Source organism: Croceicoccus bisphenolivorans, from assembly GCF_001634625.1.
Taxonomy (GTDB): domain Bacteria; phylum Pseudomonadota; class Alphaproteobacteria; order Sphingomonadales; family Sphingomonadaceae; genus Croceicoccus; species Croceicoccus bisphenolivorans.
This window is the reverse complement of sequence record NZ_LRSE01000014.1, coordinates 22,767-39,763: the sequence shown is the minus strand read 5'-3', so window position 1 is coordinate 39,763 and position 16,997 is coordinate 22,767. Positions and strand designations below refer to the sequence as shown.

Here is a 16,997-nt window from a genome sequence, read left to right as displayed (position 1 = left end):
CCGGTGATCGCACCGGGGGCCACGATCGGCATTCTGGGCGGCGGCCAGCTTGGCCGGATGATGGCCATGGCAGCGGCCCAGTTGGGCTATCGCTGCCACATCTACGCGCCGGAGCAGGAGAGCGTGGCCGCTGAAGTCTCAGCCGAATTCACATGCGCCTCTTACGAGGACAAGGACGCGCTGGCCGCATTCGGTGCGGCCTGCGATGTCGTCACCTACGAGTTCGAGAACGTGCCCGTCGCTCCGCTCGCCGCGCTTGGCGACGTGCCGCTGCGTGCCAATGCCCGCGCGCTGGAAATCGCGCAGGACCGGCGCGCGGAAAAAGACTTCGCCACCGAACTGGGCGGTAGCACGGCCCCGTATTTCGAACTGAACGACGAAGCCGGTTTGCAGGCCGCGATCGAAAAGATCGGCGCGCCGGGCATCCTCAAGACCCGCCGCGACGGTTACGACGGCAAGGGACAGTGGCGCATCCGCCAGCCCGAGGACGCGAACGAGATGTGCGTGCCGCCCATCCCGATGCTCTACGAAGGTTTCGTGGAGTTCGAGGCGGAATTCTCGGTCATCCTCGTCCGCGCGCTCGATGGGCACATCCGTTTCTGGGATAGCGCGGCCAACGTGCACGAAGGCGGCATCCTTGTCCGCTCCACCGTGCCGGGCGGAGCGACAGTGGCATCGCAGGTTCCCGCCGCGCGCCGCCTTGCCGCGAAAGTGGCAGAGGCGCTCGACTATGTCGGCGTGCTGACGCTGGAATTCTTTGCCACTGCGGAAGGCCCTGTTTTCAACGAGATGGCCCCGCGTGTCCACAACTCCGGACACTGGACAATCGAGGGCGCGATCACCAGCCAGTTCGAAAATCACGTGCGCGCCATCTGCGGATTGCCGCTTGGCGATTGCGGTTTGCGCGTTCCCGGTGCAGTGATGGAAAACCTGATCGGAACCACGGCGGAGGAAGCCCTGCCCATCCTGAACGACCCGGCCGCCCACTTGCACCTTTATGGCAAGGGCGAAGCGCGCGAAGGGCGCAAGATGGGGCATGTCACGCGCCTTGTCCTGCAAGAGGGCACGGAATGAAGGGGCCGGAACTGTTCATCGTCGTCGCCCGCGCCGCCAACGGCACGATCGGCGCGAACGGACGGCTTCCCTGGCACATTCCGGCGGACCTTGCCCATTTCAAGCGGCTGACGATGGGCGCACCGATGATCATGGGGCGCAAGACTTTCGAATCGCTGCCGGGCACGCTGCCGGGCCGCCGTCATGTCGTGCTGACTTCCGATCCGGACTGGACGCCGGGCGATGGCGATGACGACAACGTGGAAGCCGCCAGCAGCCTCGACCAGGCGATCGCAAAGGCCAACGGCTCGCGCATCGCGGTGATCGGCGGCGCGGCTGTTTTTGGCGAAGCGCTGGCACGCGCGCGCCGGATCGAGCTGACCGAGATCCACCGCGATTACGATGGCGACGTCGCCATGCCCGTGATCCCGCCTGACGAATGGGAAGAAATCGCACGCGAAGATCATGCCGAGGATGGCAAGCACCCCGCCTTCAGTTTTGTCACCTTGCGCCGCCGGGGTTGAGCCGCCGGCCAACGTCGGCATAGATGCACGCACAGCAATGAAACGGCTTTTCTCCCACGAACCCGTCCCCGAAAACCTGCGGGGGGCCGCGCTTGCCCTCGGGAACTTCGACGGCGTGCACGAAGGGCATCAGGCCGTTATCGGCCGTGCGGTCGAACTGGCCCGTGCGCAGGGCCACCCCGTCATCGTCGCCACCTTCGATCCGCATCCGGTTCGCCATTTCCGGCCCGACACGCCGCCGTTCCGACTGACTTCGCTGGACCAGCGCGCAGAGCTGTTTGCCGGTCTGGGCGCGGATGCGATGCTCGTTTTCGAGTTCGGCGATGCCCTTGCCAGGACAAGCGCGGAAGACTTCGTGCGCGAATTGCTGGTAAACCAGCTTCACATCGCCGCGGTCGTCACCGGCAGCGACTTCACATTCGGCGAAGGCAAACGCGGCAACACAGCGATGCTGGCACGGCTCGGCAGTGAAATCGGCATGACGGTAGAGGCGATTTCGCCGATCACCGAGGATGGCGAGGTCGTTTCCTCCAGCCGCATCCGCGAGGCATTGTGGAACGGCGATCCGCAAGAGGCTGCGCGCCTGCTGACCCGCCCCTTCGCGATTCGCGGGATCGTCCAGCATGGCGACAAGGTGGGCCGCACCATCGGCTATCCGACCGCCAATATCGATCTCGGCACCTATATCCGGCCCAGGTACGGCATCTACGCCGTTACCGGCCACTTGCCCGACGGGCGCATACTGAAGGGCGCGGCCAATCTGGGCATCCGCCCCACGTTCGACCCGCCCAAGGAATTGCTGGAGCCGCATTTCTTCGACTTTTCCGAAGATCTCTACGGGCAGGAGATCGAGGTCGCGTTCCACCACTACCTGCGCGGTGAAGTGAAGTTCGACGGTCTCGACGCGCTGATCGCGCAGATGGACAAGGATTGCGAACGCGCGCGCGCGCTGCTCGGCGCGTAAGACATGCTTTATCCGCGCGCCGCTTTGTTCTAGGTGCGCCGGTCATGACCGAGAAGCGCGATTACAAAGACACGGTTTTCCTGCCGAAGACCGATTTCCCCATGAAGGCCGGCCTCCCCCAGAAGGAGCCGGGCATTCTGGCGCGCTGGCAGGAGATTGACCTCTACGCGAAGCTGCGCAAGGCGCGCGCAGGGCGCGAGACTTTCATCCTACACGACGGCCCGCCGTATGCGAACGGCGACATGCACATCGGCCACGCGCTGAACCACGTGCTGAAGGACATGGTCGTCCGCACGCAAAGCCTGCTGGGCAAGAACGCGCCCTACGTTCCGGGCTGGGACTGCCACGGCCTTCCGATCGAGTGGAAGGTGGAAGAGCAGTACCGCAAGAAGAAGAAAAACAAGGACGAGGTTCCGGCCAAGGAATTCCGCGCCGAATGCCGCGCCTATGCGCAGCACTGGGTCGATACCCAGCGCGAGCAGCTGAAGCGGCTTGGCATCAACGGTGACTGGGACAATCCGTACCTGACGATGCAGTTCGAGAGCGAGGCGACGATCGTTGCCGAACTGCTGAAGTTTGCGGAAAGCGGCCAGCTCTATCGCGGCGCGAAGCCTGTCATGTGGTCGCCGGTCGAAAAGACCGCGCTGGCCGAGGCCGAGGTCGAGTACGAGGACATCACCTCGACGCAGATCGACGTGGCGTTCGAGATCGTGGAATCGCCGATCCCCGAACTGGTCGGCGCGCACGCCGTGATCTGGACGACAACGCCATGGACGATTCCGGTGAACCAGGCGCTCGCGTATGGGCCGGAGGTCTATTACCAGCACATCAAGGCTGATGACGGAAAGCGCTATCTTATCGCGCTCGATTTGGTCGATCAGTTCATGGCTAGAACCGGACTCACCTATCGCCACCCAGATGAGGACGGCGGCATCGAGCAGATGCCAAGGCACAACATCAAAGGCTCCGACCTCGCCGGCACCGTCGCCCGCCACCCGATGCACAAGCTCGACGGGTTCTACGCCGCGCCGCGTCCGCTGCTGCCCGGTGATTTCGTCACCACCGATTCCGGCACCGGCCTCGTCCACATGGCGCCCGATCATGGCGAGGACGACTTCGACTTGTGCAAGGCCCACGGCATCGAACCCAAGTTCGTGGTCGAGGGCGATGGCCGCTACCGCGAGGACTGGCTCTGGTTGCCGCGCACCGACGAACGTTCGATGTCGGTTATCCACCCGAAGTTCAACGCGCCCGAAGGCCCCGTCTGCTCGGACTTGCGCGAGGCAGGCGCTCTCCTCAGCGCATCCACCGATTATAAACATTCTTATCCACATAGCTGGCGTTCGAAGGCGAAGGTCATCTTTCGCTGCACGCCGCAGTGGTTCGTGCCGATGGACAAGCCCGGCATGGTCCTTCTGCCCGAAACTCCCGCCGAACAGCGGTGGGACAACGAGGGCGGCGCGAAAGAACCTGCCGTCACCCTGCGCGAAGCCGCGATGAAGGCGATCGAGGATACCCGTTTTGTGCCTGCCAAGGGCCGCAACCGCATCGGATCGATGGTCGAAGGCCGCCCCGATTGGGTCCTCTCCCGTCAGCGCGCATGGGGCGTGCCGATCACGCTGTTCGTGGACAGGAAGAGCGGCCAGTACCTTGTCGACGAAGCGGTCAACGCGCGCATCGTCGCCTCGATCCGTGAAAACGGCGTGGATGGCTGGGACGAGGAATATGCAGCCTCCATCCTCGGCCCCGACTACAACCTCGACGATTACGAGCGGATCACCGACATCCTCGACGTCTGGTTCGATTCCGGCTCGACCCATGCCTTCGTGCTGGAATCGGATCGCTGGCCCGAACTTTCATGGCCGGCCGATCTCTATCTCGAAGGCAGCGACCAGCATCGCGGCTGGTTCCAGTCTTCGCTGCTCGAATCCTGCGGCACGCGTGGCCGCGCGCCTTACAAGGCTGTGCTGACCCATGGCTTCACCATGGACGGCAAGGGCGAGAAGATGTCGAAGTCGAAGGGCAACACGATCAGCCCGCTCGACACGATGCGCGATTACGGCGCGGACATCATCCGTCTCTGGGCGCTGTCGGTCGACTATACCGAGGATCACCGCATCGGCCCCGAAATCCTGAAGGGCGTTGCCGACAACTATCGCAAGCTGCGCAACACCTTCCGCTACCTGCTTGGCGCGCTGGACGGCTTTACCGAGGCGGAGCGTCTGCCGGTTGCCGAAATGCCGGAGCTGGAGCGTTATGTCCTTTCGCTGTTGGGCGATCTGGATGCGAAGCTGAAGACCTGCGTCGACGATTTCGACTTCAACACCTATACCCGCGCGCTGTCGGATTTCTGCAACGAGGACCTGTCCGCGTTCTTCTTCGATATCCGCAAGGACATGCTCTACTGCGACGCGCCGACCGATACGGGCCGCCGCGCGTATCGCACCGTCCTCGACACGCTATTCCACGCACTGGTCCGCTATGCAGCGCCGGTGCTGGTCTTCACGTCAGAGGAAGTGTGGCAGTCGCGCTATCCCGATAGCGAAAGCGTCCACATGCTCGAATGGCCGGAATTTCCTGCTGCGGGCGCGGATGCAGCCCGCTGGTCGGCCCTGCGCGACTTGCGCGAAAAGGTGAACGAGACGATCGAGCCCTATCGCCGCGAAAAGACCATCCGCTCCAGCCTGCAGGCCGAAGTGGAAGTCCCCGCAAGCGCCGTACCCGAAGGCTTCGGCGACAATGACTTGGCCGAGCTGTTCATCACCGCGACAGTCACGCGCGGGCAGGGGGACAGCGTGATCGTGAAACCCACCGACATGGCCAAGTGCGGCCGCTGCTGGCGACATCTTCCCGAAGTGAAGGAAGACGGCGACCCGTGCGACCGCTGCGAAAGCGTGGTCGAGGGGATGGAAGCGGCCTGATGGGCTTTCTCACCGCCAACCGGCTGAAGGGCCTTGCCATCGCGTTCGTCGTGATGGCGTTGGACCAGATCGTGAAGTGGTACGTCATCTCGGTGTTGGAACTGCGCCGCGTCGGCGTCGTCGATCTCGTGTCCTTCTTCGATCTGCGCTATGCCGAAAACCGCGGCATTTCCTATGGCCTGCTCACCGCAGACAGCCTCGAAAGCCGGATCCTGCTGTTCGTGCTGACCGGCGTGATCGCAACCGGCGTGCTCGTGTGGATGATGCGGGAGCGCAAAATGGGCGATATCGCGGCGCTGGCACTGGTGCTGGGTGGCGCGCTGGGCAATATCATCGACAGGGTCCGGTTCACGTTCGTCGTGGACTATGCCGACTTTCACCTCGGGACATGGCGGCCGTTCGCCGTGTTCAACCTCGCCGATGCGGCGATCACGGCTGGCGTCGTTTTGTTGCTTGCCCGTTCGCTGCTGATACGCGACAAGCCGGAGGCACAGGCCGCCGGCAACGGCGACAGAGATATTCAGGCCGATCCGGCCACGGAGACCAAGTGATGCGTTTGAAATCCGCCCTGTTCGTTCTGGCTTCGTCCGCCATGCTGGCTGGTTGCGGCACGGGCCTCAACATCTTCAACCGCGACGCGCCCGATGAAATGGCCGTTTCGCGTCAGGCTCCTCTGGCCGTTCCGCCCGATTTTTCGCTGACGCCGCCGCAGCCCGGCGCCCCGCGTCCGCAGGAGCCGACTTCCAGCCAGCAGGCTCTGGAAGCGCTGTTCGGCGGATCGGCTGCACGCAGCGGCGTCGAAACCAGCGCGCTGATGAAAGCCGGCGATGCCGATCCCGGCATCCGTTCGGCCGTCGGCGATGCCGAAACGCACACGGTCAGCAAGGGTGTCGTCACCCGCGACATCATCGCCGCCCCTTCGGGCGATGGCCGCGAAGCGCGGGCCGTTATTCCGGGCTGATCGTCATTCAGCCTCGGCGGGTGCCGGTGCGGGCTTCTCTCGCGATGCGAGAAGCTTGTCGATGCGGCGCCCGTCCATGTCGACGATCTCTACCCGCCAGCCTTGCTCACGGAAATACTCGCCCTCCACCGGCAAACGCTTGAGCACCCAGAGGGCATAGCCCGCCGCCGTCGCGAATTCGCGCGCTTCGGGCAACTCGATTGCCATCCGGTCGGCCATGCGATCGGCAGGCAGGGCACCTGACAGCAGCAACGACCCGTCCTCACGCTCCACGATCAGCGGATCGTCGCCATCGTCGGAATGCGCCACGAACTGGCCGACGAGCGCCGACAGCAGGTCCGCCGGCGAGACGATCCCCTCGAAATGTCCGTATTCGTCATGGACCAGCGCCATGGCGACATCGCCGTTGCGCATGATGCGCAGCGCGTCCAGCGCGTCGATCTGGTCGGGAATGATTTCTGCCTTCTTCATCAGGCGCACCAGGTTCGGCTTGCGCCCCTTGAGCAGGATGGCGAGCACTTCGCGCACCTTGACCACGCCGATGATATTCTCGACCGAGCCCTGCCCCACCGGCAGCAGCGAATGCGGCGACGCGGTGATAACCTTGCGCATGTCCTCCACGCTGGCGCGGCGTTCGATCCAGTCGATTTCCGTGCGCGGGGTCATCAGTTCGCGCACGGGGCGATCGGCCAGCCGCAGCACTTCGGCCATGATCGTGCGCTCCGCCTCCTCGATCGCGCCCGAGCGGGTTGCCTCCGACATGATCAGCTTCAACTCTTCCGCCGTGACTCCCGCATCGCGGCTCTTGCGCATGCCGACAAGGCTCAGCAGCAGACTCGTGCTCTTGTCGAGCAGCCACACAATCGGCGCGGCGACTTTCGCCATGATCGCCATCGGCGGTGCGGCAATCGCGGCGATCTGTTCACGCGCTCGCAGGGCGATCTGCTTGGGTGCAAGTTCACCCGCGACAAGCGAGAAGTAGGTGGTCAACACGATGACGAGCGCGAAGCCGGCATTTTCGGCGATGTCCGGGTCCAGCCCCAGCAGGACCAGCCGCTCACCGACCGGCTTGCCAAGGCTCGCGCCCGAATAGGCGCCCGCGACGATTCCGATCAGGGTAATGCCGATCTGAACGGTCGACAGGAACTTGCCGCTGTCGGCGATAAGCGACAGCGCGACTTTCGCGCCCTTGCTTCCCTCTTCAGCCATCTGGCGCAAGCGCGCGGAGCGTGATGAGACGATCGCCAGTTCGGAGAGCGAAAACAATCCGTTGAGCACGATCAGCCCGGCGATGATGAAAACGTCAGTCCAGGGAAAGGGGGACAAGCGCGGGGCCTTAGGCAGTTGCGATTTCTGGATAACCCGATAGCGGCAAATGGCCCGGCCCTGCAAGGCGCGTGGCGTTTCACTCGATTGCCTGTCATGCAACTGCAGTCCGGAACTTCTAGCCCGCTCCGGGCGTTTAACCCTGCAACACCTGGCATGGGGCTTTGGCCTCGTCCGTGCGAATTACAAAAGAAGAAGGAAAACTCCGATGGCCCGACGCCGTTATTTCACCGCTGCCCTTGCTGCCGTTTCGCTGATCGGCGTTTCGGCCTGTGTCACCGACCCCAACACGGGTGAGAAGAAGGTTTCGCGCACCGTTCTCGGCTCGGCCGGCGGCGCGGCAGCCGGTTACCTGCTGGGCGGCATCATCGGCGGCAAAACCGCGCGCATCGTCGGTGCCGGCATCGGCGGCGTCGCAGGCGGCGTAGTCGGCTACAAGATGGATCAGCAGATCAAGGAACTGAAGGAACAGACTGCCGGTACCGGCGTGGATGTCACGGACGAAGGCGACTACATCAAGGTCAACCTGCCCGACGGCGTGACCTTTGCAACCGACAGTTACACGATCTCGCCCACGTTCAAGGCGGTGCTGGACGATATCGCGGCCTCGCTCACCCAGTATCCCGACAGCCTGATCGACGTTTACGGCTTCACCGACAACACCGGTTCGGAAGCCTACAACCTCCAGCTGTCCGAACGCCGCGCCAAGGCCGTGGCCGACTACCTGATCTACAAGGGTGTCGCCTCTGCACGTATTGCCACCAAAGGCTTCGGCGAAGACCCGAACTACTTCGTGGCCAGCAACGACACGGCAGAGGGCCGCGCGCTCAATCGCCGCGTCGAGATCAAGATCATGCCGATCAGCCAGGAAGAGGTCCAGGCCGCCAAAAACTGATCGCAGATCGTGACATTCCGGTTTGGGGACCGGAAGACCGGACGGGTCAGGCGGACAACCGCCTGGCCCGTTCGCTTAGGCGCTCCACCGCTTCGGCATGAATTGCGGTTGACGTCACGAGCAAGCCGAATGCGCGCGGGTCCCGCTTGTTGAAAGCAAGCGGATTACCGTGAGCATCGGTCACAGTCGCCCCTGCTTCGCGCGCGATGAGCCCGGCAGCACCGATGTCCCATTCATAGCCCCAACGCAGCGTCGCGACGAGGTCGGCCTCGTCTGCGGCAACCATTGCGATACGCAGAGCGATCGAGTTGGGCTTGTCCACGCAGACGAGATCGGCATCCTCTTTGGGCAAGGCATCGACGGGCGTGCGCGATCCGGCCAGCACCTGCCGTCGGCTGGCGCTGAGCCTTTGATTGTTGCGAAACGCACCGCGCCCTGCCTGCGCCGTCCAGTATTCGCCGCGTGCCGGCGCCATCAGTCCGGCGATCAGGGGGCGATTGGCGCTGACCAGCGCCACCGAAACGGCCCAACCGGTCCGCCCCCGCAGGAAATCGCGTGTGCCATCGATCGGATCGACCAGCCAGATCAGCCCATCGTCCAGCCGGTCGGGCGCATCCACCGTCTCTTCGGAAAGCCATCCCGCCGCTGGCAGCAACGCGCCCAATGCATCGCGAAGGTATGTGTCCACCGCGATATCGGCAGCGCATACGGGACTATCGTCCCCCTTGTGCCAGCTTTCGGGCTTGTGACCCATACCCGGCCAGAGCCCCAGGGCGATTCGCCCTGCTTCGGCGAGAATGGCATCGAATCTTTCGCTATCGAGCATGGCCCCGCCAGTATAATTGCAATTGCTTCGCAAAATCAGAAAAAACTGCGATTTAGTTCAGCTATGTGTGCCTTGCAGCATTCTGTAGACGATGGCAGGCCTTTTCAACAGGGGCTTGCTGTGCTTTACGCACCTGCGAAACGGGCGCGCTGGCCCGGATTTATAGAGGATCGGCGATGAACATCCATGAGTATCAGGCGAAGGAACTGCTCGCCAAGTTCGGTGTGGGCATTCCGGCGGGCCATGCCGCGCTGACTGTCGAGGAAGCTGTCGAAGCTGCCAAGAAGCTGCCCGGACCGCTCTATGTCGTAAAAGCGCAGATCCACGCAGGTGGCCGCGGCAAGGGCAAGTTCAAGGAACTCGGCCCCGACGCCAAGGGCGGTGTCCGCCTCGCCAAGACCCTCGACGACGTTAAGAAGGACGCCGAGGAAATGCTCGGCAACACGCTCGTCACCGTGCAGACGGGTGATGCCGGCAAGCAGGTCAACCGCCTCTACGTCACCGACGGTGTCGACATCGCCGAAGAATATTACCTCTCGATGCTCGTCGATCGTGCAACGGGCCGCGTCGCCCTGATCGTGTCGACCGAAGGCGGCATGGACATCGAGGAAGTCGCACACTCGACTCCCGAAAAGATTACCACGATCACTATCGACCCGGCGGAAGGCTTCATGCCGCACCACGGCCGCGCGGTCGCTTTCGCCCTCAAGCTCGACGGCGATCTCAACAAGCAGGCGCAGAAGCTGTCGAAGCAGCTCTACGAAGCGTTCATGGCGCTCGACTGCGAAATGCTCGAAATCAACCCGCTCGTCGAAACCAAGCCGGATTCTTCTGGGGCCGCCAACCTGCTCGTCCTCGACACCAAGATGAGCTTCGACGGCAACGCCCTGTTCCGTCACAAGGACGTCGCTGCTCTGCGTGACGAGACCGAGGAAGACCCGGCCGAAGTCGAAGCCAGCGAATACGACCTCGCCTACATCAAGCTGGACGGCAACATCGGCTGCATGGTCAACGGCGCCGGCCTTGCCATGGCGACGATGGATATCATCAAGCTCAACGGCGCGTTCCCGGCCAACTTCCTCGACGTCGGCGGCGGCGCCACGACCGAGAAGGTGACCGCGGCCTTCAAGATCATTCTGTCGGACCCGGCTGTCGAGGGTATCCTCGTCAACATCTTCGGCGGCATCATGAAGTGCGACATCATTGCTGACGGCATCGTCGCGGCGGCAAAGGAAGTGAACCTCTCGGTTCCCCTCGTCGTCCGCCTCGAAGGGACGAACGTCGAGAAGGGCAAGGAAATCCTGGCCAACTCTGGCCTCCCGATCGTCCCCGCCGACGATCTGGGCGATGCCGCGAAGAAGATCGTGGCACAGGTCAAGGAAGCGGCCTGAACCTGATTCGAAAGGGGCAGGTGCCGCGAGGTGCCGGCCCCTTTTTTTGCCCTGTCGAGGGCCAGGCATGGCTGAGCATTTTCCGACCAGATCGCCGATAACCAGTACAACCCTGCCAAAAACCTCAGCTTGCCGTAGCGTCCTTGACCTCACTATCGCACATGCTCACACGCCTTGACGCAGTTACCGCCTATCAGGCACTGCGAGCGGCGGCGCGGCGCATGCCGATCTTGTAGAGAGAGGACCGATCGATGAAAGCCCTGGTGCCCGTGAAGCGGGTGATTGACTACAACGTGAAGCCTCGTGTGAAGGCGGACGGGTCTGGTGTTGACCTGTCGAACGTGAAGATGAGCATGAACCCGTTTGACGAGATCGCGGTGGAAGAAGCGATCCGGCTGAAGGAAGCGGGCAAGGTCGAAGAGATCATCGCCGTTTCGGTTGGCCCGGCAAAGGCGCAGGAAACGCTGCGTACCGCTCTGGCCATGGGCGCGGACAGCGCGATCCTGATCGAGACCGATGCCGAAGTCGAACCGCTGGCCGTTGCCAAAATCCTGAAGGCCGTGGCCGCAGAGGTCGAACCCGGCATCGTGATCCTTGGCAAGCAGGCGATCGACGATGACAGCAACCAGACCGGCCAGATGCTGGCCGCGCTGATGGACCTGCCGCAGGGCACGTTCGCATCGAAGGTCGAGATCGACGGCGACAGCGTCAACGTGACCCGCGAAGTCGACGGCGGTCTGGAAACGGTTAAGCTGACGCTTCCCGCCATCGTCACGACCGATCTGCGTTTGAACGAGCCGCGCTATGCCTCGCTGCCCAACATCATGAAGGCGAAGAAGAAGCCGCTCGATATGAAGTCACCTGCTGATTACGGCGTCGACATCGCCCCGCGCCTGAAAACGACCAACGTCTCCGAACCGCCGGTCCGTCAGGCTGGCGTGAAGGTTGCCGATGTCGATGAACTGGTTGCCAAGCTTAAAGCGATGGGAGTCGCCTGATGAAGACGCTCGTCTGGGTCGAACACGACAATTCGAACATGGCGGATGCTACGCTGGCCGCCGTTACCGCCGCATCGAAGCTGGGTGAAGTTCACCTCCTCGTCGCAGGATCTGGCTGCCGCGCGGTGGCCGAACAGGCTGCTGCCGTCGCGGGCGTGGGCAAGGTCCACCTCGCCGACGATGCCGCTTATGCCCACGCTCTGGCAGAGAACGTCGCGCCGCTCGTCGTGAACCTCATGGGTCACCATGACGCATTCGTGTGCCCGGCCACCACCACCGGCAAGAACGTCGCGCCGCGCGTTGCAGCCCTGCTCGACGTGATGCAGATCTCCGACATCCTCTCGGTCGAGGGCGAGAAGACCTTCACGCGTCCGATCTATGCCGGCAACGCCATCGCCACGGTTGAAAGCACCGATGCCAAGCTGGTTGTCACCGTGCGCGGCACCGCCTTCGACAAGGCCGAAGCGACCGGGGGCAGTGCCGCAATCGAGGACGTCGCCAGCACCGGCGACGCAGGTAAGTCGAGCTTCGTCGGCGCGGAAATCGCCAAGAGCGAGCGTCCGGAACTGACGAGCGCGAAGATCATCGTGTCGGGCGGCCGTGCGCTGAAGGACAGCGAGACGTTCGAAAGCGTCATCATGCCGTTGGCCGACAAGCTGGGCGCAGGCGTGGGCGCAAGCCGCGCTGCCGTGGACGCGGGCTATGTCCCCAACGACTACCAGGTCGGCCAGACCGGCAAGATCGTCGCACCGGAAGTCTATATCGCCATCGGCATCAGTGGCGCGATCCAGCACCTTGCCGGTATGAAGGATAGCAAAACCATCATCGCCATCAACAAGGACGAGGATGCACCGATCTTCCAGGTCGCCGACATCGGCCTCGTCGCCGACCTCTACAAGGTCGTGCCGGAGCTTACCGAAAAGCTCTGACGCGGCTGCGCGATAGCAACACGAAAGGGCGGTGCCGCAACGGTGCCGCCCTTTTTCTTTGTTATCCCGCTTCGCGCCACCTATCTGTAAGGCAATGCAAGACAATCCCGACGGGAGAGACATGAACGACCGCAAGGAACCGCCGCACGAGCCCGGCAAGCCCGGCCCGCACGGCAAGCCCGAACCCGCCGACCGCGCCCTGACCCCGCGCAAGTTCTACAAGGCCGAACAGGAAGCCGCGTTTTCCGACGCTTCGCCAACCCACACGCCGCAGACCAGCCACCCGGCCTATCGCCTCGCTTTTCGCGACACGGATTTCCTGCTGCGCGACGACCTGCGCCCCGTCCGCTTCCAGCTAGAGCTGCTGAAGGCAGAGACGATGCTGGAGGAAGCGGGCGTCGGCTCGATGCTCGTCATCTACGGCTCCGCGCGTATCCCTTCACCCGAACATGCCGAGCAGTTGCTGGCCAAGGCCGACAGCGATCCGCGCGGGCGGGCGGTGATCGAACGCCTTGTCGCCAAGACGAAGTATTACGAGGAAGCACGGCGCCTTGCCTACATGGCCAGTGCGGCTGCCATTGTGGAAAATGGCGAGCGCCAGTTCGTCGTCTGCTCCGGCGGCGGCCCCTCTATCATGGAAGCGGCCAATCGCGGCGCACATGAAGCCGGTGCGGAATCTGTCGGGCTCAACATCGTGCTGCCGCACGAACAGGCGCCGAACGAATACGTGACACCGCGCCTGTCGCTGCAGTTCCACTATTTCGCGCTGCGCAAGATGCACTTCCTGATGCGCGCCCGCGCGCTCGCGGTGTTCCCCGGCGGGTTCGGCACGTTCGACGAATTTTTCGAAACGCTGACCCTTGTCCAGACCGGCAAGATGAAGCCGATCCCGATCTTCCTGTTCGGACGTGAATTCTGGGAAAAGATCGTCAATTTCGAAGCGCTGGCGGACGAAGGTGTGATCAGCCACGAGGACCTGAAATTGTTCCGCATCGTCGATACCGCCGACGAAGCGTGGGAACGGATTGTGAAGTTCTACAAGCTAAAGCCGGCGGCAGCGATAGCCTGAGGTTCAGCGCAAGGCGTGATGCCCGAGAGGGCCGTGTCCGGCACCGAAACCGGGCGCGGCCTCAAGCGCGGCGCGCACGAAGGCGCGGGCCTGTTCGACGGCAGGCACGATATCCAGCCCTGCTGCCAGACCGGTCGCAATCGCACTGGCCGTAGTGCATCCGGTGCCGTGCGTGTGCCGCGTATCGATACGCGGGGCGGACCATTCCAACGTTTCCTTACCGGGCCGATAGAGCCTGTCGGTCACTGTCTCGCCGGGCGCATCGCCGCCCTTGGCAAGAAAGCTGATGCCGCGCCCACGCATACCCTCAACCCCGTCTAGCGCTGCAATCTCGGGCACATTCGGCGTGGTGATCGCCGCCAGCGCCATCAACCGTTCGAAGCCGGCGATCGTATCGGCATCGGCAAGGACCGATCCGCTGGTCGCAACCATCACCGGATCGAACACCACCGGAGCGCCGCATCCTTCCAGCAGATCCGCCACGGCATGGGCGATCGCAGGCGAACCCAGCATCCCGATCTTCACCGCGTCCACGCCGATGTCGTCGATGCAGCTTCTGGCCTGTGCCGCCACCATTTCGGGCGACAACACTTCCACCGCCTGCACGCCCAGCGTGTTCTGCGCGGTGATCGCAGTGATCGCCGTCATCGCATAGCCGCCAAGCATCGTGATCGTCTTGATGTCAGCCTGAATGCCGGCCCCGCCGGACGAATCGGAACCGGCAATCACCAGCACACGTGGCGGCTGCATCACTTCTTCGCTTTCGCCTGCGCGGCTTTGGACCGGGTTGGCCGATCCACCAGCTCGCCGCCGCAATTGGGGCAAAGATCGTCCAGTTCCTCCGCACATTCGGCGCAATAGGTGCATTCGAAGCTGCAGATGAACGCGCCCGGTGCCTCGGCCGGAAGGTCTGTATCACAGCGTTCGCAGCGGGGACGCATTTCCAGCATCAGGAACTCGCCTCCTTCACCGCGCTGCAGATCGCGTCGACCACCTGTTCGACCTCACCTGCATCGTCGCCTTCGGCCATGACGCGCACGACCGGCTCGGTGCCCGACTTACGGATCACGACGCGGCCCTTGCCTGCCAGCACGCCTTCGCCGTTCGCGATCGCATCCTTCACTTGCGGCGTTTCCAGCGGATTGCCGGAGAAGCGCACGTTCTTCAGGATCTGCGGCACCGGATCGAACAGGTGAAGCAGTTCGCTCGCCTTCTTGCCCGATTGCACCAGCGCGGCCAGCACTTGCAGCGCCGCGACAGTGCCGTCGCCGGTGGTCGCATGGTCGAGCAGGATCATGTGGCCCGATTGCTCTCCGCCGACGTTGAAATCGCCCGCGCGCATTGCCTCCAGCACGTAACGGTCGCCAACTGCCGTGCGCACAAGGCTCAGCCCTTCGCCTTCAAGAAAGCGTTCAAGGCCGAGGTTGCTCATCACCGTCGCCACCACGCCGCCGCCCCTCAGTCGGCCCTGCCGGTTCCAGTCGCGGCCGATCAGCGCCATGATCTGGTCCCCGTCGACGGTCTTGCCTTTTTCATCCACGACGATGAGGCGGTCCGCATCGCCGTCAAGGGCTATGCCGATATCCGCCCCTTCATCCACGACGCGCTGCTTGATCGCGTCCACCGCGGTCGAGCCGACGTCACGGTTAATGTTGAGCCCGTCGGGCGAAACACCCATCGCGATGACTTCCGCGCCCAGTTCCCAAAAGGCGGGCGGCGTCACGTCATAAGCCGCACCGTTGGCGCAATCGATCACGATCTTCAGGCCATCGAGCCTGATCGAATTGGGCAGCGACGCCTTCACCGCGTGGATATAACGCCCGCGCGCGTCATCGATGCGGCGGGCGCGGCCGATATCCTGCGGCGGGACGAGCAGCTGTTCCTGATCGATCATCATCTCGACCGCCAGCTCGTCTTCGTCCGAAAGCTTGAATCCGTCGGGGCCGAACAGCTTGATGCCGTTATCCTCAAACGGATTGTGGCTGGCCGAGATCATCACGCCGAGGTCGGCGCGCATCGAACGGGCCAGCAATGCCACGGCGGGCGTCGGCATCGGGCCCAGCAGGACCACGTCCATCCCCACGCTGGTGAAACCGGCCACCATCGCGCTTTCCATCATGTAGCCCGACAGGCGGGTGTCCTTGCCGATCACCACGCGGTGTTTGTGCCCGCCACGCAGGAAATACGTGCCCGCCGCCTGGCCGACCTTCATCGCCATCGTCGCGGTCATGTTGCCGGAATTGGTGCGCCCCCTGATCCCGTCGGTGCCGAAATACTTGCGTCCCAAGTCACGTCCTCTTCTCGTTTGGGCAAATGCCCGCTTCGTGCGCGCAATAGCGATACCGGCCCGTCATGGCACTGCCTTCCTTGCAGGTGAAGGCGAATGAAGCACGATCGGACCCGAAATATACTCGAAACCGCAACTTGAACCTCACAGATCCGTTGACACATATGAACGCGAGACAACGAACCTAGACCGTCCAAGGAGTTAAATGATGGCCATTGCCTTTCCCGACCTGCCCTATGCCCACGATGCGCTGAGCCCGGCGATCGGTTCGGAAACGCTGAAGACCCACCACGGCAAGCATCACAAGGCCTACGTCGACAAGACCAACGCCGCCATCGAAGGCACCGACCTTGCCGATGCGTCGCTCGAATCCATCATCGCCAAGGCTGACGAAACCGGCAATGCCGGCCTGTTCAACAATTCGGCGCAGAGCTGGAACCACGCATTCTACTGGCACTCGATGGCTCCTTCGAGCGAAGGCCCCTCGGGCGACCTGAAGGCAGCGATCGAAGCTGCTTTCGGCTCGGTCGATGCGCTCGTCGAAAAGCTGCAGACCGCAGGCGCCGGTCACTTCGCATCGGGCTGGGTCTGGCTGGCCGCTGACGCGGACGGCAAGCTGTCGATCGAGGAAACGCACGATGCGGGCACGCTCGCCATTGGCGGCAAGAACCCGCTCCTCACGCTCGACGTGTGGGAACACGCCTACTACCTCGATCACAAGAACGTGCGCCCCGACTATCTGAAGGCAGTCGCGACCGGCCACATCAACTGGGATTTCGCCGCAGAGAACTTTGCCCGCGGCTCGATCTGGTCGTACCCCTCCGCCTGATCGCGAAGGATAGACAAGACGAAA

17 protein-coding genes are annotated in these 16,997 nt (G+C 63.3%); 12 read left to right on the top strand and 5 right to left on the bottom strand.

Annotated elements, in window-relative coordinates:
* Positions 1-3: 3 nt before the first annotated feature.
* From A7A77_RS13935 to A7A77_RS13910, 6 genes are read left to right on the top strand one after another with little or no spacing between them, the layout of a single operon-like run.
* Complete coding sequence (locus tag A7A77_RS13935) at positions 4-1,074, top strand: 5-(carboxyamino)imidazole ribonucleotide synthase (RefSeq protein WP_066559702.1); 1,071 nt, start codon at positions 4-6, stop codon at positions 1,072-1,074.
* A complete protein-coding gene (locus tag A7A77_RS13930; protein WP_066559567.1) occupies positions 1,071-1,577 on the top strand; it encodes a dihydrofolate reductase in 507 nt (168 codons plus the stop codon). The genes A7A77_RS13935 and A7A77_RS13930 overlap by 4 nt, the downstream gene beginning before the upstream one ends.
* A gap of 37 nt (positions 1,578-1,614) precedes the next feature.
* Positions 1,615-2,541: a bifunctional riboflavin kinase/FAD synthetase gene (locus tag A7A77_RS13925; protein WP_066559566.1), complete on the top strand. Its 927-nt coding sequence runs from the start codon at positions 1,615-1,617 to the stop codon at positions 2,539-2,541.
* Between the two features lie 44 nt (positions 2,542-2,585).
* On the top strand, positions 2,586-5,462 hold the full coding sequence (ileS, locus tag A7A77_RS13920) for an isoleucine--tRNA ligase (protein ID WP_066559565.1): 2,877 nt from the start codon (positions 2,586-2,588) through the stop codon (positions 5,460-5,462).
* Positions 5,462-6,013, top strand: coding sequence for a signal peptidase II (lspA, locus tag A7A77_RS13915; protein ID WP_066559561.1), 552 nt, complete (start codon positions 5,462-5,464; stop codon positions 6,011-6,013). The genes ileS and lspA overlap by 1 nt, the downstream gene beginning before the upstream one ends.
* Entirely contained in the window at positions 6,013-6,423 is a 411-nt protein-coding gene (locus A7A77_RS13910) for a DUF3035 domain-containing protein (RefSeq protein ID WP_066559558.1), read from the top strand. Before lspA ends, A7A77_RS13910 begins: the two co-directional genes overlap by 1 nt.
* Before the next feature lie 3 nt (positions 6,424-6,426).
* Here the strand turns inward: A7A77_RS13910 and A7A77_RS13905 are convergent, their stop codons facing one another.
* Positions 6,427-7,749 (bottom strand): hemolysin family protein, encoded by a 1,323-nt coding sequence (locus A7A77_RS13905; protein WP_066559555.1) that lies wholly within the window; start codon positions 7,747-7,749, stop codon positions 6,427-6,429.
* 208 nt (positions 7,750-7,957) lie between these two features.
* Between A7A77_RS13905 and A7A77_RS13900 the strand changes: the two genes are divergently transcribed.
* Complete coding sequence (locus tag A7A77_RS13900) at positions 7,958-8,644, top strand: YiaD family glycine zipper/OmpA-like lipoprotein (RefSeq protein WP_066559553.1); 687 nt, start codon at positions 7,958-7,960, stop codon at positions 8,642-8,644.
* Between the two features lie 46 nt (positions 8,645-8,690).
* Here A7A77_RS13900 and A7A77_RS13895 read toward each other — a convergent pair whose 3' ends face one another.
* Complete coding sequence (locus tag A7A77_RS13895) at positions 8,691-9,470, bottom strand: 3'(2'),5'-bisphosphate nucleotidase CysQ (RefSeq protein WP_066559549.1); 780 nt, start codon at positions 9,468-9,470, stop codon at positions 8,691-8,693.
* A 176-nt stretch (positions 9,471-9,646) separates the two neighbouring features.
* Between A7A77_RS13895 and sucC the strand changes: the two genes are divergently transcribed.
* The 4 genes from sucC (at position 9,647) to A7A77_RS13875 (ending at position 13,857) form a co-directional block, all read left to right on the top strand.
* On the top strand, positions 9,647-10,861 hold the full coding sequence (gene sucC / locus A7A77_RS13890; RefSeq protein WP_066559547.1) for an ADP-forming succinate--CoA ligase subunit beta: 1,215 nt from the start codon (positions 9,647-9,649) through the stop codon (positions 10,859-10,861).
* Between the two features lie 251 nt (positions 10,862-11,112).
* The gene (locus A7A77_RS13885) at positions 11,113-11,859 is read left to right on the top strand and encodes an electron transfer flavoprotein subunit beta/FixA family protein (RefSeq protein ID WP_066559545.1); all 747 of its coding nucleotides are present in this window, start codon (positions 11,113-11,115) and stop codon (positions 11,857-11,859) included.
* Positions 11,859-12,788, top strand: a complete 930-nt coding sequence (locus tag A7A77_RS13880) for an electron transfer flavoprotein subunit alpha/FixB family protein (protein ID WP_066559542.1) — start codon at positions 11,859-11,861, stop codon at positions 12,786-12,788. The genes A7A77_RS13885 and A7A77_RS13880 overlap by 1 nt, the downstream gene beginning before the upstream one ends.
* 121 nt (positions 12,789-12,909) lie before the next feature.
* On the top strand, positions 12,910-13,857 hold the full coding sequence (locus tag A7A77_RS13875; protein ID WP_082836146.1) for an LOG family protein: 948 nt from the start codon (positions 12,910-12,912) through the stop codon (positions 13,855-13,857).
* A 3-nt stretch (positions 13,858-13,860) separates the two neighbouring features.
* Here the strand turns inward: A7A77_RS13875 and thiD are convergent, their stop codons facing one another.
* The 3 genes from thiD to glmM are packed head-to-tail and all read right to left on the bottom strand — an operon-like array spanning position 13,861 to position 16,144.
* A complete protein-coding gene (gene thiD / locus A7A77_RS13870; protein ID WP_066559539.1) occupies positions 13,861-14,607 on the bottom strand; it encodes a bifunctional hydroxymethylpyrimidine kinase/phosphomethylpyrimidine kinase in 747 nt (248 codons plus the stop codon).
* The gene (locus A7A77_RS13865) at positions 14,607-14,807 is read right to left on the bottom strand and encodes a DUF1272 domain-containing protein (RefSeq protein WP_066559536.1); all 201 of its coding nucleotides are present in this window, start codon (positions 14,805-14,807) and stop codon (positions 14,607-14,609) included. Before A7A77_RS13865 ends, thiD begins: the two co-directional genes overlap by 1 nt.
* The gene (gene glmM / locus A7A77_RS13860) at positions 14,807-16,144 is read right to left on the bottom strand and encodes a phosphoglucosamine mutase (RefSeq protein WP_066559534.1); all 1,338 of its coding nucleotides are present in this window, start codon (positions 16,142-16,144) and stop codon (positions 14,807-14,809) included. The genes A7A77_RS13865 and glmM overlap by 1 nt, the downstream gene beginning before the upstream one ends.
* Positions 16,145-16,352: 208 nt before the next feature.
* Here glmM and A7A77_RS13855 point away from each other — a divergent pair, with 208 nt between their 5' ends.
* A complete protein-coding gene (locus A7A77_RS13855) occupies positions 16,353-16,973 on the top strand; it encodes a superoxide dismutase (RefSeq protein WP_066559696.1) in 621 nt (206 codons plus the stop codon).
* Positions 16,974-16,997 lie beyond the last annotated feature (24 nt).